This window comes from Streptomyces sp. NPDC058373 (assembly GCF_042723275.1).
Classification (GTDB): Bacteria; Actinomycetota; Actinomycetes; order Streptomycetales; family Streptomycetaceae; genus Streptomyces.
This window is the reverse complement of the sequence record NZ_JBHXJE010000064.1, coordinates 1-20,576: the sequence shown is the minus strand read 5'-3', so window position 1 is coordinate 20,576 and position 20,576 is coordinate 1. Positions and strand designations below refer to the sequence as shown.

Sequence of the window (20,576 nt, the reverse complement as noted above, 5' to 3'; positions counted from 1 at the left end):
CCCGCGCCGGCCCCGGCCCCGGACGGGGTCCGGGCCGGGCGGCGGGCGGTCAGGCGGTGGCCGGGGTCATCTCGTGCAGGTAGCGCATGAGGGTCATCAGCGCGTCCCGGCTGGACTCGCGGTAGCGGGCGTCGCAGTCGAAGATGGGGACGGCGTCGGGCAGGTCGAGGGCGCTGCGCAGGTCGTCCAGGTTGTGGCGGGGCGCCTCGGGGAAGCTGTTGATCGCGACGACGAAGGGGACGCCGCGTTCCTCCAGCCGCCCGATGACGTCGAAGCTCACTTCGAGCCGCCGGGTGTCGACCAGGACGACCGCGCCGAGCGCGCCTTCGAAGAGGCCGTTCCACAGGAACCAGAACCGCTCCTGGCCGGGGGTGCCGAACAGGTAGAGGACGAGCTGGTCGGTGATGGAGATGCGGCCGAAGTCCATGGCGACGGTGGTCGCGGTCTTCGACTCGACGCCCCGGTTGTCGTCGACGCCGACGCCGGCCTGCGTCATGGTCTCCTCGGTGGTCAGCGGGCGGATCTCGCTGACCGAGCCGACCATGGTGGTCTTCCCGACGCCGAATCCTCCGACGATCACGACCTTGACGGCGGCGGTGGCCGTGTCGGGCAGGACGTCCTCGCTCCGGGGTCCTGTGATCGTGTCAGAGCTTTTGAAGTCCATGCATCACCGCTTCGAGGAGGGAACGGTCCGGGAGCGTCGCGCGGGTGATCGGCGCCCGGGACTCGATCAGCTCGGCGGAGAGCAGATCGGTGAGCAGGATCGTCACCACACTGAACGGCAGGGCCAGGTAGGCCGAGAGTTCGGCCGCGGAGAGCGGCTTGCGGCAGAGCCGCAGGACCGCCGCCTGTTCGGGCTGGGCCGTCGGGGGCGGCGGCCCCGACCTGGCCACGACGAGCGTGACCAGGTCGATCGGAGCGCGCTCGGTACCCTCGGTGCCGCCGGTCAGGACGTACAGCCGCTCGGGGTTGGAGCCTTCCGGTTCCTGTTTCCCGCGTTCGCGCTGGGGAGGGGTCATCCGGCCGACCCGTCGTGGCGCGGTGGGCTGGTGAGATGGGAACCGATGCGGATGACCAGGTCACGCATGCGGTTGCCGATGAGGCCGGCGTCGACGGTCTCGTCGGTGAGCACCGCCAGGTAGGCGCCGGCGCCGGCGGCCATCAGGTAGAAGAAGCCACCGTCGATCTCGATGACGACCATCCGCATCCGGCCGTCGGAGTCCGGGATCTCGCTGGCGACCGCTGCCGCCAGGCTCTGCAGTCCGGCACAGGCGGCGGCGATGCGGTCGGCACCGTCCGGGTCGCCGCCGTACCGGGCGATCCGCAGGCCGTCGGCGGAGAGCACCACGATCTGCTGGACCCCGGGAACGCCCTCGTCCAGTTCCTTGAGCATCCAGTCAAAGTTGGCACGTTGCTGGATCACGTCCGGTCCCCTTCGTTGTCCTGGTGTCCGTGGGAGGGCGGGCCGCTTTCCCCGGCGGCGGTACCGGAGTCGACGTCCACACCGTTGGCTGCCTTCGTGAATGCCTCCAGCCAGATGCCGGGCTGGGGCTCCTCCTTCTTCTTCTGGGGCGCGGGTGCCGCCTGCCGCCAATCGTCGGCGGCGGGTGCGGGCGCCGGGACGCTGTGGGGGAAGGCGCCGCGGACGCGGCTGCGCCGCTGCGGCAGGCCTTCGGGGGTCCACTCGGTGACGACGGGCACGTCGTCCTCGGGCGGCGGGGACATCGACCGGGAGGAGTGCAGCGGCGGTCCCGAGGTGGGCCGGCGCTTGCGGTAGGGGCGCTCGTCGTCGATCGGGTTGCCGTCATCGTCGACGCGGAGCACGGCCGCGGCGCCGATACCGTGGGCGACGGCGGGGGCGGGCTCGTCGGTGAGCATGTCGCGGGGGACGATGAGGACCGCGCGGACGCCGCCGTAGGCGGACTGGCGGAGCGCGATCTGCATGTCGTACATCCGCGACAGGCGGCCGACCACGGCGAGGCCCAGGCGGGGCGACTCACCGAGGTCGTTCACGTCGATGCCGGCCTTGGCCTCCTCCAGCTTGCGCTCGACCCGCTCGCGGACGATGTCGCTGAGGCTGATGCCCGCGTCCTCGATCTCGATGGCGACGCCGGTCTGGACCTCGTGGGCGGTGACGTGGACGCGGGTGTGCGGCGGCGAGTAACGGGTGGCGTTGTCGAAGAGTTCGGCGCAGGCGTGGATGAGCGGTTCGACGGAGATGCCGTCGACGTTGACCTTGGCGACCGAGTGCAGGTCGATGCGGGGGAAGTCCATGATCCGGGACATGGCGCCGCGCAACACGCTGAACAGCGGTACGGGCTTGGGCCACTTGCGGCTGGGCCGGGCGCCGCCGAGGACGGCGATGCTGTCGGCGAGGCGGCCGATGAGGGCCGTGCCGTGGTCGATCCGCAGGAGGTCGTCGAAGACCTCGGGCGTGCGGCCGTGGTCCTCTTCCATGTCACGCAGGTCGGCGGACTGCTTGTGCACGATGGTCTGCACCCGGCGCGCGACGTTGACGAAGGCGCGCTGCGCGGAGTCACGCAGGGACTCCTCGCGGTCGACGATGCGGAGCACGTTGCGGAGCAGGACCCGCTGGGGGTGCGGCAGTTCGCGGTAGACCTCGCTGCCGTCGATCATGGCGCGCATGACCTCGGAGGGGGACTCGTCGCGCACCTGGAGCCGCCGGACGCAGGCCGGCATGAGCTCCTGCGCGAGGTGCAGGATGTCGTCGTCGTGTGCGGCGAGCCGCTGCTCGAGCTGGGCGATCTCGCGGGCGTGCGTCAGACGCAGGGCCGCGGCCGCCCGGCCGCGGCGGACCGCCTCGGCCGCGACGGCGATCACCACGAGGGTGGCGACGCCTCCGGTGACGGCGACCGGTATACGGGCGGGCTCGGCGACCAGGGCCGCGGCGGCTCCGGTGGCGGCCGCCATCAGCACGGCGGGCAGGAGCAGCACCCGTGCGAATGACGCCTCTCGGCCACCGGGAGGCGATGGAACACTCACCATGTAATGCCCTCAGAACAATCGGCTCGGGAGTTGTGCGAACCATTGGGGAGATGGGGGATGAACACGCACGAAGTTCTCAACTCGGTGCGCTGCGGGCGAGCTTAGTGCCGGGGGAAACCGCCGTGCGGCATATTCCCCAAGGCCGCACCTCGACCCTTGTCAGGCCCTACACTCGAACCTTTTTGCACAGTACGCCTCCACGGGCACACGCAGAGTGACGCTCTGGGTGAGGCCGCGCCCGCGTTCCGGAGCACCGGAGGCGCCCCCTCCACCACCCGCCGCCGTGACCTCGTACGACGCCTCGGCGCCCCTCACCCCGGCCGCCCCGAAGCCGCCCCGGCGAGACGCGGCAAAATATTCTCTTCCTTCAACTCCCGTATGACGCACAGGTTTTCGACTTGACCCGAACGGGTGGGAGTGCCGGGTGCACGGAAGGGCCGCATCCCTAGAAACCGCCCGGGGAGTGCGGCCCTTCTCGTCGGTCCCGCGCAAGGGGCGGCCCTCAGTCGCCGCTCCCCCGGGCGCGGACGGTGGCCAGCATGTCGCGGTCCGGCTGGAGGGTGAGGGTGGTCATCGGCTTGATCTCGCCGGGGTCGATGTCGAGGTCGTACCGCCTGCCCAGCACGGCGAGGATCAGCACCGCCTCCACGGTGGCGAAGCGGGCGCCGACGCAGACGCGCGGGCCGCCGCCGAAGGGGAACCAGGCGTACTCCGGGATCGACTCGTCCGCCCCTTCCAGCCACCGCTCCGGGCGGAACACCTCGGCGTCGCCGTACCAGCGCGGGTCGCGGTGGACCGCCCACTGGCTGGTCCACACCCGGGTGCCCGGCGCGACGGGCAGCCCGCCGAGCGCCGCGCCCTCCTTGGCGATGCCGGTCAGCAGCCACAGGATCGGGTAGAGCCGCAGCGTCTCCTGGACGACCGCCTGGGCGTACGGCAGCTGGGCGAAGTCGTCGAAGCCCGGTTCGCGGTCCCCGAGCACCCGGTCCAGCTCCTCGTCGAGCGCGACCCGCGCCCTGGGGTTGCGGGCCAGCAGGTACCAGGCCCACACCAGGGTGCTGCTGGTCGTCTCGTGACCGCCGATGTAGAGGGTGACCGTCTCGTCGCGGATCTCCTCCTCGGAGAGGCGGGCCCCGGTCTCGTCCTGGGCGGTGAGCAGCCGGCTGAGCAGGTCGGGCCGCTCGTCGTCCTCACGATGGGCGGCGACCACCCGGCCCACCTCGCGGTCGATGACGGCGGCGGCCTTCCTCACCCGGCGGCGCCCGGGGGTCGGCACCCAGTCGGGGAGGATCGCGCCGATCCCGCTGAACTCGGCGCCGATCTCGCGCTGGGCGATGTCCATGGCGCGGCCTATCACCTCGACGTCGCCCGAGGCGTCGGTCCCGAAGATGGTGCGGACCGCGATCCGCTGGGTCAGCGCCGCCATCTCGCGCTTGATGTCGATCCGCTGCCCGTCCCGCCAGCCGTCGGCGGTGTCCTGGGCGCAGGCGGCCATGGTGGCGGCGTACGACTTGACCTGCTTGGGGCGGACCGAGGGCTGGACGAGGGAGCGCTTGCGCCGCCAGTCCCGGCCGCGCGCCACGGTGACGCCGTTGCCGAGGACGGCGCGGAAGGCGACCCCGAGGTCGGGCTGGTCGAAGGTGGACTCCACCTCGCGCAGCAGCTCCCCGACGAGGTCCGGGTCGGCGATGAACAGGCTCGGCTTTCCGCCGAAGTTCCAGCTGACCACGTCGCCGTGGCCGCGCAGCCGCTCGAAGAAGGCCAGCGGGTCCTTGCCGAACTCCGGCAGACTCCCCAGCAGCGGGATGCCCTTGGGCCCGGGCACCACGACGGGCACCTCTCCCTGCCGCTCCCGCTCGGACGCTCCGGTGCCTGTGGTCATACGCGCACTCCCCTCCCGGCGGCGCACCGGCCGGGCACCGGCGGCGCGCGGCGCATTCTGCCACGCCCGGTCACCGGATGATCACCAATCCCCCTGGAGAAAACGGGAGTTGACCGGAAGCGAAAGCAAGTGGTCCGGTACGCGCCGGGCGGCCGCCGCACCCCCACCGCCCCGCACAGAGAGCGTGCCGCCGGCTCCGGTGACGGAGACGGCGGCACGCTGCGGACGACCAGGGCCCGGCTCAGCCCACCGAGGAGTACGCGACGACGCCCCGGCGGACCGCGTCGACGGCCTTGCGGGCGCTGCGCGCCACGGTGGAGCCCTCGGGGGCGGCGGCCGAGATCTGGCCGAGCACGTCGATGACCTGCTTGCACCAGCGGACGAAGTCACCGGCCGGCATCTCCGCCTCCCGGAGCACCGCGTCCAACCCCTTGCCGGAGGCCCACATGTACGCGGCCCAGGCGAAGCCGAGGTCCGGCTCGCGCTGGCCGACGCCCTCGGCCTGGCTGATGCCGTGCTGCTCCTCCAGGGCGTCGAGCCGGCCCCAGATGCGGACCATCTCGCCGAGCGCCGCCTTGGCCGCCCCGGAGGGGAGCTTCGGCACCACCGCGTCGTCGGCCTGCCGCGCCTCGAAGACCAGGGCGGAGACGCAGGCAGCGAGGTCGGCAGGGCCGAGCCCCTCCCAGACGCCTTCGCGCAGGCACTCGGAAGCGAGCAGGTCCAGCTCGCCGTAGAGGCGGCTGAGCCGCTGGCCGTCCTCGGTGACCTCGTTGCCCCGGAGGTAGCCGAGTTCGGCGAGGAGGTTGACGATGCGGTCGAAGGTGCGGGCGATGGTGTTGGTCCGGCCCTCGATCCGGCGCTCCAGCTGCCGGGTGTCACGCTTGAGCCGGTGGTAGCGCTCGGCCCACCGCGCGTGGTCCTCGCGCTGGTCGCAGCCGTGGCAGGGGTGGGCGCGGATGGCGGTGCGCAGCCGGGCGATCTCGCGGTCGTCGGCGGCCGCCGCGCGCCCCTTGCGGTGGCGCTGCGGCACCAGGTGCCCGGCGCGGGTGCGCAGGGCCGAGGCGAGGTCGCGGCGGGACTGGGGGGAGCGGGCGTTGAACGCCTTGGGGACGCGCATCCGGTCCAGGGCCTCCACGGGGACCGGGAAGTCCATCGCCGCCAGCCGCTTGACCTGCCGCTCGGCGGTGAGCACCAGCGGGCGCGGCCCGTCGTGGTGGTCGAAGCCGCGGTGGCCGTTGCTCCGTCCGGCGGGCAGTCCCGGGTCGAGGACCAGGGCGAGCCCGGCGTACTTGCCGGTCGGCACGTGGATGATGTCGCCGGGCCGGAGCTTCTCCAGCGCCCCGGCCGCCTCGGCGCGGCGCTGGCTGGCGCCCTGCCGGGCCAGCTCCGTCTCGCGGTCCTTCAGCTCCCGGCGCAGCCGGCCGTACTCCTCGAAGTCGCCGAGGTGGCAGGTCATCGAGGCGGCGTACCCCTCCAGGCCCTCCTCGTTCCGCTGGACCTGGCGGGAGATGCCGACCACCGAGCGGTCGGCCTGGAACTGGGCGAAGGAGGTCTCCAGCAGCTCGCGCGAGCGGTGCCGCCCGAACTGGTGGACCAGATTCACCGCCATGTTGTACGACGGCTTGAAGCTGGAGCGGAGCGGATAGGTGCGGGTGCCCGCGAGCCCGGCCAGGTGCTCCGGGTTCATGGCGCGCTGCCACAGGACCACCGCGTGGCCCTCGATGTCGATGCCGCGCCGTCCGGCCCGGCCGGTGAGCTGGGTGTACTCGCCGGGGGTGATGTCGGCGTGCTGCTCGCCGTTCCACTTGACGAGCTTCTCCAGGACCACCGAGCGGGCCGGCATGTTGATGCCGAGGGCGAGCGTCTCGGTGGCGAAGACGGCCTTGACCAGGCCGCGCAGGAACAGCTCCTCGACCACCTCCTTGAAGGTGGGGAGCATCCCGGCGTGGTGGGCGGCGATGCCGCGCTCCAGCCCCTCCAGCCACTCGAAGTACCCGAGGACGTGCAGGTCCTCGTCGGGGATGGCGGCGGTGCGCTCCTCGACGATCTCGCGGACGGCCGAGCGGGCCGCGTCGTCGTTGAGCCGCAGGCCCGCGTAGAGGCACTGCTGGACGGCGGACTCGCAGCCGGCCCGGCTGAAGATGAAGGTGATGGCGGGGAGGAGGTTCTCCGCGTCGAGCCGCTCGATCACCTCGGGCCTGCTCGGCGTCCACGTGCGGGAGCGCTGGCGGCGCTCGCGCTCCCGGTCGGCCTCGCGCACGTTCCGTCCCCGACGGCGGTCCTTGGGGCCGGTGGGGCGGCTGGACTCCAGCCGGGCCATGCGCAGGAGGTCGGGGTTGACCGCCTTCTTGGCGCCCTCGCCCTCCTCGAAGAGGTCGTACATCCGGCGTCCGGCCAGGACGTGCTGGAACAGCGGGACCGGGCGGTGCTCGGAGACGATCACGTCGGTGTCGCCGCGGACGGTGTCGAGCCAGTCGCCGAACTCCTCGGCGTTGGAGACGGTGGCCGAGAGGGAGACGAGCGTCACCGACTGGGGCAGGTGGATGATCACCTCTTCCCAGACCGCGCCCCGGAACCGGTCGGAGAGGTAGTGCACCTCGTCCATCACCACGTACCCGAGACCCAGCAGGGTCTGGGAGCCCGCGTAGAGCATGTTCCGCAGGACCTCGGTGGTCATGACCACGACGGGGGCGTCCGGGTTGACGCTGTTGTCCCCGGTGAGCAGGCCGACCTGGTCCGCGCCGTACCGCTTGGCGAGGTCGGCGTACTTCTGGTTGGAGAGGGCCTTGATCGGGGTGGTGTAGAAGCATTTCTTGGACTGGCCGAGGGCCAGGTGGACGGCGAACTCACCGACGATCGTCTTGCCGGAACCGGTGGGCGCGGCCACCAGGACGCCCTTGCCGTCCTCCAGGGAGCGGCAGGCGTCGAGCTGGAAGGGGTCGAGGCCGAAGTCGTACATCTCGCGGAAGGACGCGAGTGCGGTCGCCTGCTCGACGGCGCGCTGCCGCGCCGCCGCGTACCGCTCGGCCGGGGAGAGATCCTCTGTCATCGTGATTCGAGCCTACCCGCCAGCTCCGACAGCAGACGATCGATAATCACGACCTGCCGAAGGAGCAGCGGTCCCGTCAGGGCGCGAGCATCCGGACCGCCCCCGGCACGCAGCGGGCGGTCAGCGGCAGCGAGCCCAGCGGCTCCCCGTCGGCGTAGCCGGTGATGTCCGGGGCCTCGACGGTGACCTCGCGGGCGCGGTGGACGGTGACCGCGGGGTGGCTCAGATGAGTGCCCCGGTAGACCTTGGGGAAGACCCGCACCAGTTCGGCGCGGCTCACCTCACCCACCACCGCCACGTCGAAGAGCCCGTCGTCCAGCCGCGCCTCGGCGCACATCCGCAGGCCGCCGCCGTACGAGGTGCCGTTGCCGACGGCTATGAGGGTGGCGTCCAGGTCGAGGACGGCCCCGCCGTCCAGGGTCAGCTTGAAGGGGACGGGGCGGAAGGCGGCCAGCTCGGCGGCGATGGCGAGGTCGTACTTGAAGCGGCCGGCCGGCAGCCGCATGCGGTTGCCGCGGTCGTTGACCCGGGAGTCGAAGCCGGAGGCGAGGACGGTACCGAACCAGCGCTCCCCCACCTGGCCGAGGTCGAGCGGGCGCGGGCCCGGCCCCTGCAGGGTCCGCACCGCCAGCCGGGCGGCCGCGGCGGGGTCGCGGACCGGCAGGCCGAGGGTGCGGGCGAAGTCGTTCCCCGTGCCGACCGCGATCAGGCCGAGCGGGGTCCGCGTCCCGGCGAGCGCCTGGAGCGCCAGCCCGGCCAGCCCGTCGCCGCCGACCGCCAGCACCGCGGCGGGCCGGGAGGTGAGGGCGGCACGGAGCCGGTCGGCGGCGTCGTCGGCGTCAGTGCCGAGTACGGTCCTGACCCGGTAACCGGCGTCCCGCAGCACCCGGGAGGCGGGCAGGGCGGCCCGTGCGCCGCGTCCGCGACCCGCCGTGGGATTGACGAAGAGGATGATCTCGCTGGTCACGGCGGGACCTTACAAGGTCAGGTCGCGTCGTCGTAACCGCCGAGCTCCTTGGGGCCGCCGCCTCGTCCCTGTTCGCCGCGGTTCGTCTGCTCGGGCAGGACCGGCGGGGCGCCGACCGGTTCGACGGAGTGGACGGGCTCGGGGGTCAGGTCGATCTCGGAGGCCTCGTCGTCGTCCAGTTCGGCGTCGGGGTTGCGGCGGCGGCGCCTGCGGTCGTTGAGCACGCAGATGCCGAGGGCGAGGAAGTACAGCAGCACGATGGGCGCGGCCAGCATCAGCATGCTCGACGGGTCGCCGGTGGGGGTGGCGACGGCGGCGAAGATGGTGATGCCGAGGACCATCCCGCGCCACCAGGAGCCGAGGCGCTGCGCGGAGAGGACGCCGGTGATGTTGAGCAGGACGAGGATCAGCGGCAGCTCGAAGGCGAGGCCGAAGACGATCACCATCCGCATCACCAGGTCGAGGTAGTCGTCGACCGGGAGGAGGTTGAGGACGTTCTCGGGGGTGAAGTCGAGGAGGATCGTCGCCGTCTGCGGCAGCACCTTGTAGGCGAGGACGGCGCCGCCGATGAAGAGCGGGACGCCGATGCCGACGAAGGAGAGGGCGTACTTCTTCTCGTTGCGGTGCAGGCCCGGGGCGAGGAAGGCCCAGAGCTGGTAGAGCCAGAAGGGGCTCGCGAGGACCACGCCGGCGACGAGGGAGACCTTCAGGGCGATGGTGAAGGGCGCGACGAGACCGTTGAAGGTCATGTCGGCGCACGGATTGCCGTTGTCCTGTTTCGGCGATCCGTCGATGCAGCCCACCGATTCCTGGACCGGCCTCAGCAGGAAGTCGATCAGTTCGGTGTAGAAGAACGCGGCGCCGACCGTGACGACGACGATCGCCAGTACGGACTTCAGCAGACGGTTACGCAGCTCGCGCAGGTGTTCGGCCAGGGGCATGCGCCCCTCGGTGTCCTTCTCCTGCTTCGGCTTGCGGGCAGACCCGAGCAACCCACGTCCCTCGTCTCGTTACGAACAGGCGGTCACTGCGGGCCGCCGTGGTGATGGAGTCAGCTCTGCGGGGTGCGGCTCTGCTCGTTGACCGGGCGGGAGCTGGAGACGTCGCCCGGCGCGGCCTGGATGGTGCGGGCGGTCGTCGACTGCGGGGTCTGGGCGTCCGGGGCGGCGGCGTCGGCCTGCGCGTTCTGGTCGCCGCCGTCCTTCTTCATCGCCTTGGCCTCGCTCTTGAGGATGCGGGCGGACTTGCCGAGGGAACGCGCCATGTCGGGGAGCTTCTTGGCCCCGAAGAGAAGCAGGATGACGACGACGATCAGGAGGATCTCTAGGGGCTTCAGGTTGCCGATCATTGCGATTCCTTCTCACCGAGGCGGCTGGGGGGTGGGGCTGCCGCACACGGCTGGACGGGGTCCGGCCGTCGCGCGCAGCGATCGTAACCCGCGTGGGTAAACGCGGGGCAATGCCCGTGCAGACACCAGGTTCGCGGCCGAGCGCCTCGGTCGGGGCCGCGGTCGTCTCAGCGTACTCCTCCCCGGCTTGCGCGAGCAGGGGGCGTCGGGTATGCGAGCCGGAGGGCGAAAGGGGCAGCTCAGCGCGGGGGCGGGAGGCGGGTCGCGGCCCGCTCCAGCTCCTCGGCGGCCGTGTTGATCCGCGAGGAGGTCTCCGCGACCTGCCGCGCGAGGCGGCGCACCTCCAGGAAGACGCGTACCGCGAGCACCCCGAGAACCGCCGTCCCGGCGAACCCGAGCACCACCGCCACCATCGGCCAGACCATGTCCGCCACCCTAGTCAGTTCCTCACCGGCGTCATTCCCGCGCCCCCGGTACGCGCCCCGGAACCGCCCGGGCCCGTCGCCTGCGGCGCGCCGGAGGCCAGCCGCAGCGTGCGGACGCCGCCGCGGGTCAGCAGCTCCACGATCCGCTCCCCCGCCGGCTTGCGGACGGCGCTGTCGCAGGCCGGGCAGGTGAAGGAGTAGAAGGTGGTCCGGCGGCTGCCGCCGATGGCGAGCCGCAGCGCCTCGGCGGCCAGCTCGAAACGGGAGCGGCAGTCCGGGCAGGCGGCCTTGAAGAGGACCCCGCTCACGGCTGCCCCTCGTACGCGGCGAGCGCCTCCCGCGCGGCCTCGCGGGCACTGTCGGCCAGCGCGGCCGGGGCGGCGATCCGGCCGTCGCGGCCGAGCCGGAGGGCAAGGCGGCGCAGCGAGGCGGGGTCGGGGGTGCGCAGGGTGATGCGCAGCCCGCCGTCGGGCAGTTCCTCGGCGCTGTCGTGCGGGTAGTACTCGGCGACCCAGCGGCCGCCCGGGCCGACCTCGACGACCACCTCGGGATCGTCGGCGGAGGGCTGGACCAGCCCGGCGGAGAGGTCGCGGACCTCGATCTCGTGCGGGGTGGAGGCTTCGTCGAGGACGCGGATCTCGGCGACCCGGTCGAGACGGAAGGTGCGCCGGTCCTCGGAGAGGCGGCACCAGGCCTCCATGTAGGTGTGGCCGACGGTGAAGAGGCGGATCGGGTCGACCTCGCGCTCGGTCAGCTCGTCCCGGGCGGGCGAGTAGTAGCGCAGCCACAGGCGGCGCCGCTCGGAGATGGCCCGGTCCACGTCGGCGAAGACGCCGCCCTCGGCCTCGAAGGTGACCGACAGCCGGGAGCTGGAGGCGGCGGCCTCCCCGGCGGCCGCCTCCAGCTTGGCGGTGACGCGCAGCAGCGCCTGCCGGTCGCCCTCGCGCAGGCCCGGCAAGGTGGAGACGGCGCGGGCGGCCACCAGCAGCGCGGTCGCCTCGTCGGCGGCGAGCCGCAGCGGGGCCGCGACGTCGTCCGGGTTGTGCCACCAGATGCGGTCGCCGTCGGTGTCGATGTCGAGCAGGTCACCGCCGCGGAAGCTGGTGCCGCAGAGCGGCAGCACGTCGAGGTCGGAGATCAGCTCCGCCTCGCTGACGCCGAAGGCCCGCGCCACGTCGGCGACGTGGGCGCCGGGGCGTTCGCGCAGGTAGGTGACGAGCGACAGCATCCGCCGCGTCCGGTCGATGGCATTGGCCTGGGCCGCCATGGTTACTCCCTCAGTCCTTCGCCACGGCACGGAGCCGGTCGATCACGTCGGCCCGCAGTTCGGCCGGTTCCTGCACCACCACGTCGGGTCCGTACTCGACGAGGGAGGCGTCCAGCCCGTGGCCGTACGGGATCTCCAGCTCGTCCCAGCCGTCGCCGACGGGCCGCACCGAGCGGGCCTTGGCGCGCAGCGGATACCCGGCGCCGGCCCGCAGCCGGATCAGGGCGGTGCCCTCGGCGCTCTCCCCGGCCCAGCTCGCGACGGTCTCGCGGACGGTGACGACGTCGGGCACGTCGGCGGTGAAGCCGCCGGAGCGGGTGCGGACCTTGCCGGTGATGCGGGAGAGGCGGAAGACGCGCTCGGCGCCGCGGTCCCGGTCGAAGCCGGCCAGGTACCAGTGGCCGCGCCAGCACTCCAGCGCCCACGGCTCGACCTGGCGGGGGGCGGGCTGCACGGCGTTGGCCTTGCGGTAGTCGAAGACGACCGGGCGGCGGTCGCGGCAGGCCAGCATCAGCGGCTCGAAGGCCGACTCGTGGACGGGGATGTGCGGTTCGAGGGCGGTGTGCCCGGCGAACGGGTCGGCGTCGTCCGGCAGCCCGGCGGCGCGCAGCTTGTGCAGTGCGCCGCTGGCCGCGCCCGCCAGCCGGGCCTGCTGCCAGACCCTGGCGGCGAGACCGAGGGCGGCGGCCTCCTCGGCGTCCAGGGTGAGCGGCGGGAGGCGGTTGGAGTCGCGGCGGGCGAGGTAGCCGACCTCGCCGTCGATGTTGTCGACCGTCTCGATGACGAGGCCGAGCTCGCGCAGGTCGTCCTTGTCCCGCTCGAACATGCGGTTGAAGGAGTCGTCGTTGCCCGCTTCGAGGTACGCCTCGATGGAGCCCCGGAGCTCGCGTTTGGACAGCGGGCGCCGGGTCCCGAGCAGACACAGTGCCAGGTTCATCAGCCGCTCGGCCTTGGCAATCGCCATCGACGCCCTTTCTGGTGGTCCTTCGACGGACGACCGTACCGCCCCGGGGTGTCGCGGCGAAAGCGGAGGGCCCATGCCTGACGGCATGGGCCCTGGAGTTGATCGCTCGGGATCAGACCGCGATCAGGTCGCAGACGAAGATCAGCGTCTCGCCGGGCGCGATCCGCCCGCCGCCCGCGCCACGGTCGCCGTAGGCGAGGTGGGCGGGGATGGTCAGCTGGCGGCGGCCGCCGACCTTCATGCCCTGCACACCCTGGTCCCAGCCGGCGATGACCTGTCCGGCGCCGAGCTGGAAGGAGAGCGGGGTGCCGCGGTTCCAGCTCGCGTCGAACTCCTCGCCGGTGGAGAAGGCCACGCCCACGTAGTGGACCTGGACGGTGTCGCCGGCCTTGGCGACCGGGCCGTCGCCTTCCCAGATGTCCTTGATCTCCAGGTCCGCCGGGGGGTTGCCACCGGGGAAGTCGACCTCGGGCTTGTCGATGCTCACGTAACGCTCCTGCTTCTGTGCTTTCGGGCAACCGGGACAGTCTGCCACCGCGGGGCGGGTGGCGCGGACACCCCCCGCCCCCGCGGCGGGGTCACATCGCGGCGAGCACGTCCACGACGAAGACCATGGTGGAGTTGGCGGGCAGGTCCTCGCCCTTGTCCTGGTCCTTGTAACCCAGCTCCGGCGGGATCACCAGCATCACGCGGTCACCGACGTGGGCACCGACGAGGCCCTTGTCCCAGCCCTCGACGACCTGGCCGACACCGATCTGGGTGGCGAAGGGCGAGCCGGTGTTCCACGAGGAGTCGAAGAGCTTGGCCTTCTCCTTGCCCTCGTTCGGCTTCCAGGCCGCACCGCTGTACTGCATGTACACCGTCTGGCCCTTCTCGACCTTCTCACCGTCGCCCTTGATGAGGACCTTGCTGGTCAGCTCCTTGGGCGGGTCGCTCTTCGGCACCGCGATGGTGGCCGGCTCCGGCTTGTCGGCCTTGACCTGCGGCAGGTCGGAGGGGATCTCCGCCTGCTTCCCCTCGGCCATGTTCGGCACGACGTCCTTGATGTCCAGGGCGAAGACCAGGGTGTCCTTGCCCGTGACGCCGAGCTGCTCCTGGCCGGCCTCGCCGAAGGCGGCGGCCGGGGGCGCGACGACCAGGACGCGGCTGCCGACCTTCTGGCCGAGCACCGACTGGCTGAACGCCGGGATGATGTTCTCCGCGCCCGCGGTGATCATCTGGGGCGCGCCGCCCTTGTCGTAGCTGGAGCCGAGGTCCTTGCCGCCCTTCCAGACCTTGCCGGTGAAGTTGGCCATCACCAGGTCGTCCTTCTTGACCTGCGGGCCGTCGCCGTCGGAGAGCGGATGGACCACGAACTTGTCGCTCGGGTCGCCCTTGGGGAGCTTGATGGTGGCCTTCTTGCCCGGCTCGCCGGTGACCTCCGGCATGGGGTCGGCCGACTCGACCGGCTTCGGGGCCTTGGGAGCCGCCGCGGGCTTCTCGGAGGCCGCCGCGTCGTCCTTCTTCTCGGCCTCCTCACCCCCGCAGGCGGTCAGCAGCAGAGCCGGAACGATGAACAAGGCGGCAAATCGGCGTCGCACAGAGGACCTCGGGGGGTTGGCGGATACGGGAACACGTCAGTCCCGCCACTCTACGGCCCACGCGTCCCGCTGCTCCCGTACGGCATGGAACGGGCCCCTCATCACACGGACGAGGGGCCCCGGTCACCACTGGTCCACGCCCAGGGGGTGCCTTCACACCCCCTGGGACGCGGGAGAGCGGTGTCACATTCCGGCGATCAGCTTCTCCACCCGGTCGTCGACCGACCGGAAGGGGTCCTTGCAGAGCACGGTGCGCTGCGCCTGGTCGTTGAGCTTGAGGTGGACCCAGTCGACGGTGAAGTCGCGGCGCTGCTCCTGGGCCCTGCGGATGAAGTCACCGCGCAGCCGGGCCCGGGTGGTCTGCGGCGGGACGGACTTGCCTTCGAAGATCTTCAGGTCGTTGCAGACCCGGGCGGCCTGGCCGTTCTTCTCCAGGAGGTAGTAGAGGCCGCGCCTGCGGTGGATGTCGTGGTAGGCGAGGTCTATCTGGGCGACCCGGGGGTGGGACATGGTCATGTTGTGCTTGGCCCGGTACCGCTCCAGGAGCTTGTACTTCATGACCCAGTCGATCTCGGTGGCGACCCGGTCCAGGTCCTCCTCCTCGATCGCGTCGAGTGTGCGGCCCCAGAGCTCCAGGACCTGCTCGACGGTGCCGGTGCGGATGCCCCGGCGGTCCACGAAGTCGACGGCCTTCTCGTAGTACTCCCGCTGGACCTCCAGGGCGGAGGCTTCGCGGCCGCTGGCCAGGCGGACCTTGCGGCGGCCGGTGGTGTCGTGGCTGACCTCGCGGATGGCCCGGATCGGGTTCTCCAGGGTGAGGTCGCGCATCACCGTGCCGGCCTCGATCATGCGGAGCACCAGGTCGGTGGCGCCGACCTTGAGGAGCATGGTGGTCTCGGACATGTTCGAGTCGCCGACGATGACGTGCAGGCGGCGGTAGCGCTCGGCGTCGGCGTGCGGTTCGTCGCGGGTGTTGATGATCGGGCGGGAGCGGGTCGTCGCGGAGCTGACGCCTTCCCAGATGTGCTCGGCGCGCTGGCTGACGCAGTACACCGCGCCCCGGGGGGTCTGGAGCACCTTGCCGGCCCCGCAGATGAGCTGACGGGTCACGAGGAAGGGGATGAGGATGTCCGCGAGCCGGGAGAACTCCCCGTGCCGGGCCACGAGGTAGTTCTCGTGGCAGCCGTAGGAGTTCCCGGCGGAGTCGGTGTTGTTCTTGAAGAGATAGACGTCGCCCGCGATTCCCTCCTCGTGCAGGCGGCGTTCGGCGTCGACGAGCAGCCCTTCGAGGATGCGCTCGCCGGCCTTGTCGTGGGTCACCAGTTCGGTGACGTTGTCGCATTCCGGTGTCGCATATTCCGGATGCGAACCCACATCGAGATACAACCGGGCGCCGTTCCGCAGAAACACATTGCTGCTGCGGCCCCATGACACAACGCGGCGGAAGAGGTAGCGCGCCACCTCGTCAGGCGACAGACGGCGCTGCCCCCTGAACGTGCACGTGACGCCGTACTCGTTCTCCAGCCCGAAAATGCGGCGGTCCATGACTGAACATTACGCCTGATGCCCCGCACTGAAACCGGGTTCGACGGCCCCGTTTCGATCATTTTCCGAAGAGACCACCGGAACGCCGCCCCGGCCGCCCCCGTTCAGCACCCGCGTGGTCGCCAGCAGCACCAGCAGGGCAGCCACTCCCCCGGCCCCGGCGACCCAGAACCCCGGGGCTGTGCCGCCCCATTCGACGGCGGGCCCCGCCACCCCCGTGCCCAGCGCCGCGCCGACGCCGAAGACGGTGACCAGCCAGGAGAACGCCTCGGTCACGGTGCCCCGGGGCGCGTGCCGGTCCACCACCACGAAGGCACAGGCGAGCGCGGGTGCCAGGAAGATACCGGAGACCACGGCGAGGCCGGTCATCGCGGCCACCCCCGGGGTCAGCCCTAGCGGCAGGTAGCCGAGGGCCAGCAGTCCCACCAGGACGCGAAGCCGCCGCTCGGGCTCCCCGGTCCACTGCCGCGCCCCGTAGACGGCGCCACCGACCAGCGCGCCGAGGCCGAGCGCCGCCATCAGCCAGCCGTAGACCGACTCGCGGCCGTGGTCGTCGGCGTAGGCGACGGCGGCCACGGTGATGGAGCCCAGTGCCACACCGACGAAGAGGAAGGAGCCGAGCAGTGCCAGCAGGCCGGGCGAGCGCAGCGCCCCGAGCCAGTGCGCCTCGCGCGGCGCGGAGCGCCAGCGCCGGGAGGGCTCGGAGACGACGACCGAGAGGGCGCCGAGGACGCCGAGGACGTTGATCACCAGGAGCGCGGCCCCCGGCGACCACCAGGCGACGAAGAGCGTCACCAGCAGCGGCCCGGCGGTGAACATGACCTCCTGCGCCACGGCGTCGAGCGCGTACGCCGCGTGCACCCGGTCCTCCCGCCCGAGCACGCCGGGCCACAGCGCCCGCAGCCCGCCCTCCAACGGGGGCGTGCAGATTCCGGCCACCACCACGGCCGCGTAGGCGGGCAGCAGCGGGTCGGTGCCGACGAGGGCGAGCGCCGCCATGCCGGTTCCGGAGAGGACGGCGGCGGGGAGCATCACGCGCAGCTGCCCGTGCAGGTCGACGGCGCGGCCGAGCAGCGGCTGGCCGACGGCGGTGGCCAGGCCGTACACCGCCGCGAGGGCGCCGGCCAGTGCGTAGCCGCCGCCCTCGGACCGGACGAAGAGCACGATCGCGATGTGCCCCGTCGCGCTGGGGAGGCGGCCGACCAGCGTGCCGCAGAGCAGCCGCAGCGCGTGCCGCGAGCGCAGCAGTTCCCCGTATCCCGCCGCCATCGGCAGCCCCTCACCTCAAGTGTTACGTATAACGTCGGCGTCATACGTACCATGTGCGGGCGGCGGGGGTCCAGGCGGCCGAGGGGGCACGGGACGGTCCCGGCCGACGTCCCCCAGGGCGCGCGGTACCTGTCGCTCCACGCCGCCGGGCCGGTCGTACCGGCTTCCGCCTTCCGGAGAGGACCCCGCCGCTTTGTCCGCCGCATCCCGGCCCACCAGCAAGGACGTCGCCCGTGCCGCCGGGGTGTCGCAGGCCGCCGTCTCCCTGGTCCTCGGCGGCAAGTGGCCGGGCCGGGTCTCGGCGGCCACCGCCGAGCGGGTCCGGGAGGCGGCCAGGGCGCTGGGTTACCGGCCGAATCTCGCCGCCCGCGACCTGCGGACCGGGCGGACCCGGACCGCGCTGCTGGTGGTGCCGGCCCTCACCAACGAGTTCTTCGCCCGGGTCCATGCGGGGGCCGCCGCCGTCGCGGCCGCGCACGGCTTCGGCGTGCTCCTCTACCCGTCGCCCGAGGGCACGGGTCCGGCCGCCGACCCGTTCGCCTCCGCCCCGGCCGCCCTCGACGGCGTCCTCGCCTCCTCGATGGCGGCCGAGGCGCTCAGCGGGATCGGCGCGGGCACCCTGCCGCTGGTGATGCTCGACAGCGACCCGGCCACGGGACCGGGCACCGCCACCGTCAACCTCGCCATCGCCGACGGCATGCGCCAGGCCGTCCGGCACCTGCTGGAGCTGGGCCACCGCCGCCTCGCCCACCTCGCCGCCGACGTGGACTCCTGGACCTTCGAGGTACGCGCCGCCGCCCTCGCCGAGACCGTGCGGGCCGAGCCCGGCGCCCGGGCGGAGACGCACCGCTGCCCGCTGGGGGTGGCCGAGGCGCAGGCCGCGGTGACCGCCCTGCTCACCGCCCCCGGGCCGCGCCCGACCGCGCTCGTCTGCGACGACGACCTGCTGGCGGCGGGGGCGTGCAAGGCGGCGCGGCGGCTGGGGGTGCGGGTCCCCGAGGAGCTGTCCGTCTCCGGCTTCGACGACCTGACCCTGGCCACGGCGGTCGAACCTGAGCTGACCACGGTCACCCTGCCGGCCGAGGAGTTCGGCGGGCGGGGCATGGCCGCGCTGCTCACCGCGGTGGACGGCGGCACGCCGGAGGACGTGGAACTCCCGGTCACGCTCACCGTGCGGGGCTCCACCGGGCCGGTGCCCGCCCGGACATGACGGTGCCCCGCGCTCCGTCCCCCAGGGGGCGGACGCGGGGCACCGCGGGGTCCCGGCCGCAGCGGCCGGAGCCCGTCAGTTCTGCGAGCCGGAGTCCGACGGGCCGTCGTCGCCGGGCAGCTCCGGAAGGTCCAGCTCCTCGTCCTCCTCGGCCGCCGCCGAGGAGGAGGCGGCCGACGGGGACGTACCGCCCGCGCCCTCCTCCAGGAGGCGGGAGAGCCGGGTGCCGACGATGCGCTTGAACTTGCGCCGCTGCGGCCTGGTGCGGTCGAGCACCGCGACCTCCAGCCGCTCGGCGGGGATCTCGCGCTCGCTGCCGTTGGTGTCGCGGGAGAGGGCGTTGACCGCCAGGCGCAGGGCCTGGGCGAGGGTCATCGCGTCCTCGTGGCGCTGGTCCAGGTAGGAGCTGATCTGCTCGGCGTTGCCGCCGACCGCGACCGAGCCGTGCTCGTCGACGATCGAGCCGTCGTGCGGCAGGCGGTAGATCTGGTCGCCCGACGCGTCGTCACCGACCTCGGCGACGACCAGCTCCACCTCGTACGGCTTCTCGCCGCTGCTGGAGAAGATCGTGCCCAGCGTCTGCGCGTACACGTTGGCGAGGCCCCGTGCCGTCACGTCGTCGCGGTCGTAGGTGTAGCCGCGCAGATCGGCGTAGCGCACGCCGCCGATCCGGAGGTTCTCGTATTCGTTGTACTTACCGGCGGCGGCGAATCCGATCCGGTCGTAGATCTCGCTGAACTTGTGCAGTGCGCGGGACGGATTCTCACCGACGAACACAATGCCGTCGGTGTACTGGAGCACCACGAGGCTCCGTCCGCGGGCGATGCCCTTGCGGGCGTATTCCGCCCGGTCGGCCATGGCCTGCTGTGGTGAGACATAGAACGGCGTCGACACCGGCTATCCGTCCCTTTCTGTCGGTGACCCAAACAATCCAGGCGGCACAGGCCGCGACCTACAGCAGTGACGCACGGGGGCCGTCGGGCTGCTCCATACGCCGCTCCAGCACCGCCCGCGCGATCTCGGAGGTCTGCTCGTTCGTCAGCCGCCGGAAACCGTCGTCCGTGATGACGGTGACGATCGGGTAGATCCGCCGGGCGACGTCCGGTCCGCCGGTCGCCGAGTCGTCGTCCGCGGCGTCGTAGAGCGCCTGGACCACGAGGGTGGTGGCTTGCTCCTGCGTCAGGTCTTCGCGGTACAGCTTCTTCATGGAGCCGCGGGCGAAGGTCGAGCCGGAGCCCGTCGCCGCGTACCCGTGCTCCTCGGAGCGGCCGCCGGTGACGTCGTAGGAGAAGATGCGGCCGCGCTCGCGGTCCACGTCGTACCCGACGAAGAGGGGGACGACCGCCAGGCCCTGCATGGCCATGCCGAGGTTGGAGCGGATCATCGTGGAGAGGCGGTTGGCCTTGCCCTCCAGGGAGAGCTGGGCGCCTTCGACCTTCTCGAAGTGCTCCAGTTCGAGCTGGAAGAGCTTGACCATCTCCACCGCGAGACCGGCGGTTCCGGCGATGCCCACGGCCGAGTGCTCGTCGGCCGGGAAGACCTTCTCGATGTCGCGCTGGGCGATGACGTTCCCCATGGTGGCGCGCCGGTCTCCGGCGAGGACGACCCCGCCGGGGAAGGTGCTCGCGACAATGGTGGTGCCGTGCGGGGCCTCGACCACGCCCTGGACGGGCGGGAGCTGACGGTTGCCCGGCAGCATCTCGGGCTGATGCTCCGACAGGAAGTCCACGAACGACGAGGACCCGGGCGTCAGGAAGGCAGCCGGCAGACGCCCGGTGCTACGAGTGATGGCTTCCACACGTTTCCTTCCGGATAGGCGGCGGCCTGACCCGATCGCCGGGCGGTGCCCGACGTGCCGGTGGCCGAATAGCAGGTGAAGCACGTTACGCCAGGGACCCTACCCGCCCGGGGGCGGTGATCCACCTGGGATACGGGAGAAGACGGACGCCTCCCGCGAGCCGCCCGCCCCACGCCGCGCAGCCCCTCGGCAGAGGCCGCGGGACGGGGCGGTACGCAGCGGCGGGGGGCGTCCAACAGACCCCCCCCGCCCCCCGGGGGGCAATC

The 20,576-nt window shown here is 72.2% G+C and carries 20 protein-coding genes; 1 reads left to right on the top strand and 19 read right to left on the bottom strand.

From position 1 onward, the window contains the following. Positions 1-49 precede the first annotated feature (49 nt). The 17 genes from ACFWMZ_RS26210 to ACFWMZ_RS26130 form a co-directional block, all read right to left on the bottom strand. A complete protein-coding gene (locus tag ACFWMZ_RS26210) occupies positions 50-664 on the bottom strand; it encodes an ATP/GTP-binding protein (RefSeq protein WP_383204553.1) in 615 nt (204 codons plus the stop codon). After that, complete coding sequence (locus tag ACFWMZ_RS26205) at positions 645-1,019, bottom strand: DUF742 domain-containing protein (RefSeq protein WP_383183336.1); 375 nt, start codon at positions 1,017-1,019, stop codon at positions 645-647. Before ACFWMZ_RS26205 ends, ACFWMZ_RS26210 begins: the two co-directional genes overlap by 20 nt. Further along, positions 1,016-1,423 (bottom strand): roadblock/LC7 domain-containing protein, encoded by a 408-nt coding sequence (locus ACFWMZ_RS26200; protein WP_383183334.1) that lies wholly within the window; start codon positions 1,421-1,423, stop codon positions 1,016-1,018. The genes ACFWMZ_RS26205 and ACFWMZ_RS26200 overlap by 4 nt, the downstream gene beginning before the upstream one ends. Beyond that, positions 1,420-3,006 (bottom strand): sensor histidine kinase, encoded by a 1,587-nt coding sequence (locus ACFWMZ_RS26195; RefSeq protein ID WP_383183332.1) that lies wholly within the window; start codon positions 3,004-3,006, stop codon positions 1,420-1,422. Before ACFWMZ_RS26195 ends, ACFWMZ_RS26200 begins: the two co-directional genes overlap by 4 nt. Before the next feature lie 502 nt (positions 3,007-3,508). After that, positions 3,509-4,888, bottom strand: coding sequence for a cytochrome P450 (locus tag ACFWMZ_RS26190; RefSeq protein ID WP_383204550.1), 1,380 nt, complete (start codon positions 4,886-4,888; stop codon positions 3,509-3,511). 241 nt (positions 4,889-5,129) lie between these two features. Further along, positions 5,130-7,937 carry a DEAD/DEAH box helicase gene (locus tag ACFWMZ_RS26185; RefSeq protein WP_383204547.1) on the bottom strand — a complete coding sequence of 936 codons (2,808 nt, stop codon included), beginning with the start codon at positions 7,935-7,937 and terminating at the stop codon, positions 5,130-5,132. 76 nt (positions 7,938-8,013) lie between these two features. Then, positions 8,014-8,904, bottom strand: coding sequence for a YegS/Rv2252/BmrU family lipid kinase (locus tag ACFWMZ_RS26180; protein ID WP_383183326.1), 891 nt, complete (start codon positions 8,902-8,904; stop codon positions 8,014-8,016). A gap of 17 nt (positions 8,905-8,921) precedes the next feature. Beyond that, on the bottom strand, positions 8,922-9,896 hold the full coding sequence (tatC, locus tag ACFWMZ_RS26175) for a twin-arginine translocase subunit TatC (protein WP_383204544.1): 975 nt from the start codon (positions 9,894-9,896) through the stop codon (positions 8,922-8,924). Between the two features lie 59 nt (positions 9,897-9,955). Next, complete coding sequence (gene tatA, locus ACFWMZ_RS26170) at positions 9,956-10,252, bottom strand: Sec-independent protein translocase subunit TatA (RefSeq protein ID WP_383183322.1); 297 nt, start codon at positions 10,250-10,252, stop codon at positions 9,956-9,958. A 239-nt stretch (positions 10,253-10,491) separates the two neighbouring features. Continuing rightward, complete coding sequence (locus ACFWMZ_RS26165) at positions 10,492-10,677, bottom strand: hypothetical protein (protein ID WP_383183321.1); 186 nt, start codon at positions 10,675-10,677, stop codon at positions 10,492-10,494. A 14-nt stretch (positions 10,678-10,691) separates the two neighbouring features. Next, the gene (locus ACFWMZ_RS26160) at positions 10,692-10,985 is read right to left on the bottom strand and encodes a hypothetical protein (RefSeq protein WP_383183319.1); all 294 of its coding nucleotides are present in this window, start codon (positions 10,983-10,985) and stop codon (positions 10,692-10,694) included. Further along, the gene (locus ACFWMZ_RS26155; RefSeq protein ID WP_383183318.1) at positions 10,982-11,944 is read right to left on the bottom strand and encodes a helix-turn-helix transcriptional regulator; all 963 of its coding nucleotides are present in this window, start codon (positions 11,942-11,944) and stop codon (positions 10,982-10,984) included. The genes ACFWMZ_RS26160 and ACFWMZ_RS26155 overlap by 4 nt, the downstream gene beginning before the upstream one ends. Before the next feature lie 10 nt (positions 11,945-11,954). Continuing rightward, positions 11,955-12,908 carry a helix-turn-helix transcriptional regulator gene (locus ACFWMZ_RS26150; RefSeq protein WP_383204541.1) on the bottom strand — a complete coding sequence of 318 codons (954 nt, stop codon included), beginning with the start codon at positions 12,906-12,908 and terminating at the stop codon, positions 11,955-11,957. A gap of 112 nt (positions 12,909-13,020) precedes the next feature. Further along, positions 13,021-13,395: an FKBP-type peptidyl-prolyl cis-trans isomerase gene (locus ACFWMZ_RS26145; RefSeq protein WP_383183314.1), complete on the bottom strand. Its 375-nt coding sequence runs from the start codon at positions 13,393-13,395 to the stop codon at positions 13,021-13,023. Between the two features lie 91 nt (positions 13,396-13,486). Beyond that, the gene (locus ACFWMZ_RS26140; protein WP_383183312.1) at positions 13,487-14,467 is read right to left on the bottom strand and encodes an FKBP-type peptidyl-prolyl cis-trans isomerase; all 981 of its coding nucleotides are present in this window, start codon (positions 14,465-14,467) and stop codon (positions 13,487-13,489) included. 204 nt (positions 14,468-14,671) lie between these two features. Beyond that, the gene (gene pafA, locus ACFWMZ_RS26135; protein WP_383183310.1) at positions 14,672-16,033 is read right to left on the bottom strand and encodes a Pup--protein ligase; all 1,362 of its coding nucleotides are present in this window, start codon (positions 16,031-16,033) and stop codon (positions 14,672-14,674) included. A 9-nt stretch (positions 16,034-16,042) separates the two neighbouring features. Further along, the gene (locus tag ACFWMZ_RS26130) at positions 16,043-17,302 is read right to left on the bottom strand and encodes an MFS transporter (protein ID WP_383183308.1); all 1,260 of its coding nucleotides are present in this window, start codon (positions 17,300-17,302) and stop codon (positions 16,043-16,045) included. A gap of 193 nt (positions 17,303-17,495) precedes the next feature. Here ACFWMZ_RS26130 and ACFWMZ_RS26125 point away from each other — a divergent pair, with 193 nt between their 5' ends. After that, positions 17,496-18,512: a LacI family DNA-binding transcriptional regulator gene (locus tag ACFWMZ_RS26125; protein WP_383183306.1), complete on the top strand. Its 1,017-nt coding sequence runs from the start codon at positions 17,496-17,498 to the stop codon at positions 18,510-18,512. A 75-nt stretch (positions 18,513-18,587) separates the two neighbouring features. Here the strand turns inward: ACFWMZ_RS26125 and prcA are convergent, their stop codons facing one another. After that, positions 18,588-19,406 (bottom strand): proteasome subunit alpha, encoded by an 819-nt coding sequence (gene prcA / locus ACFWMZ_RS26120; RefSeq protein ID WP_383183304.1) that lies wholly within the window; start codon positions 19,404-19,406, stop codon positions 18,588-18,590. Between the two features lie 58 nt (positions 19,407-19,464). Next, entirely contained in the window at positions 19,465-20,310 is an 846-nt protein-coding gene (prcB, locus tag ACFWMZ_RS26115; protein WP_383183302.1) for a proteasome subunit beta, read from the bottom strand. Positions 20,311-20,576 lie beyond the last annotated feature (266 nt).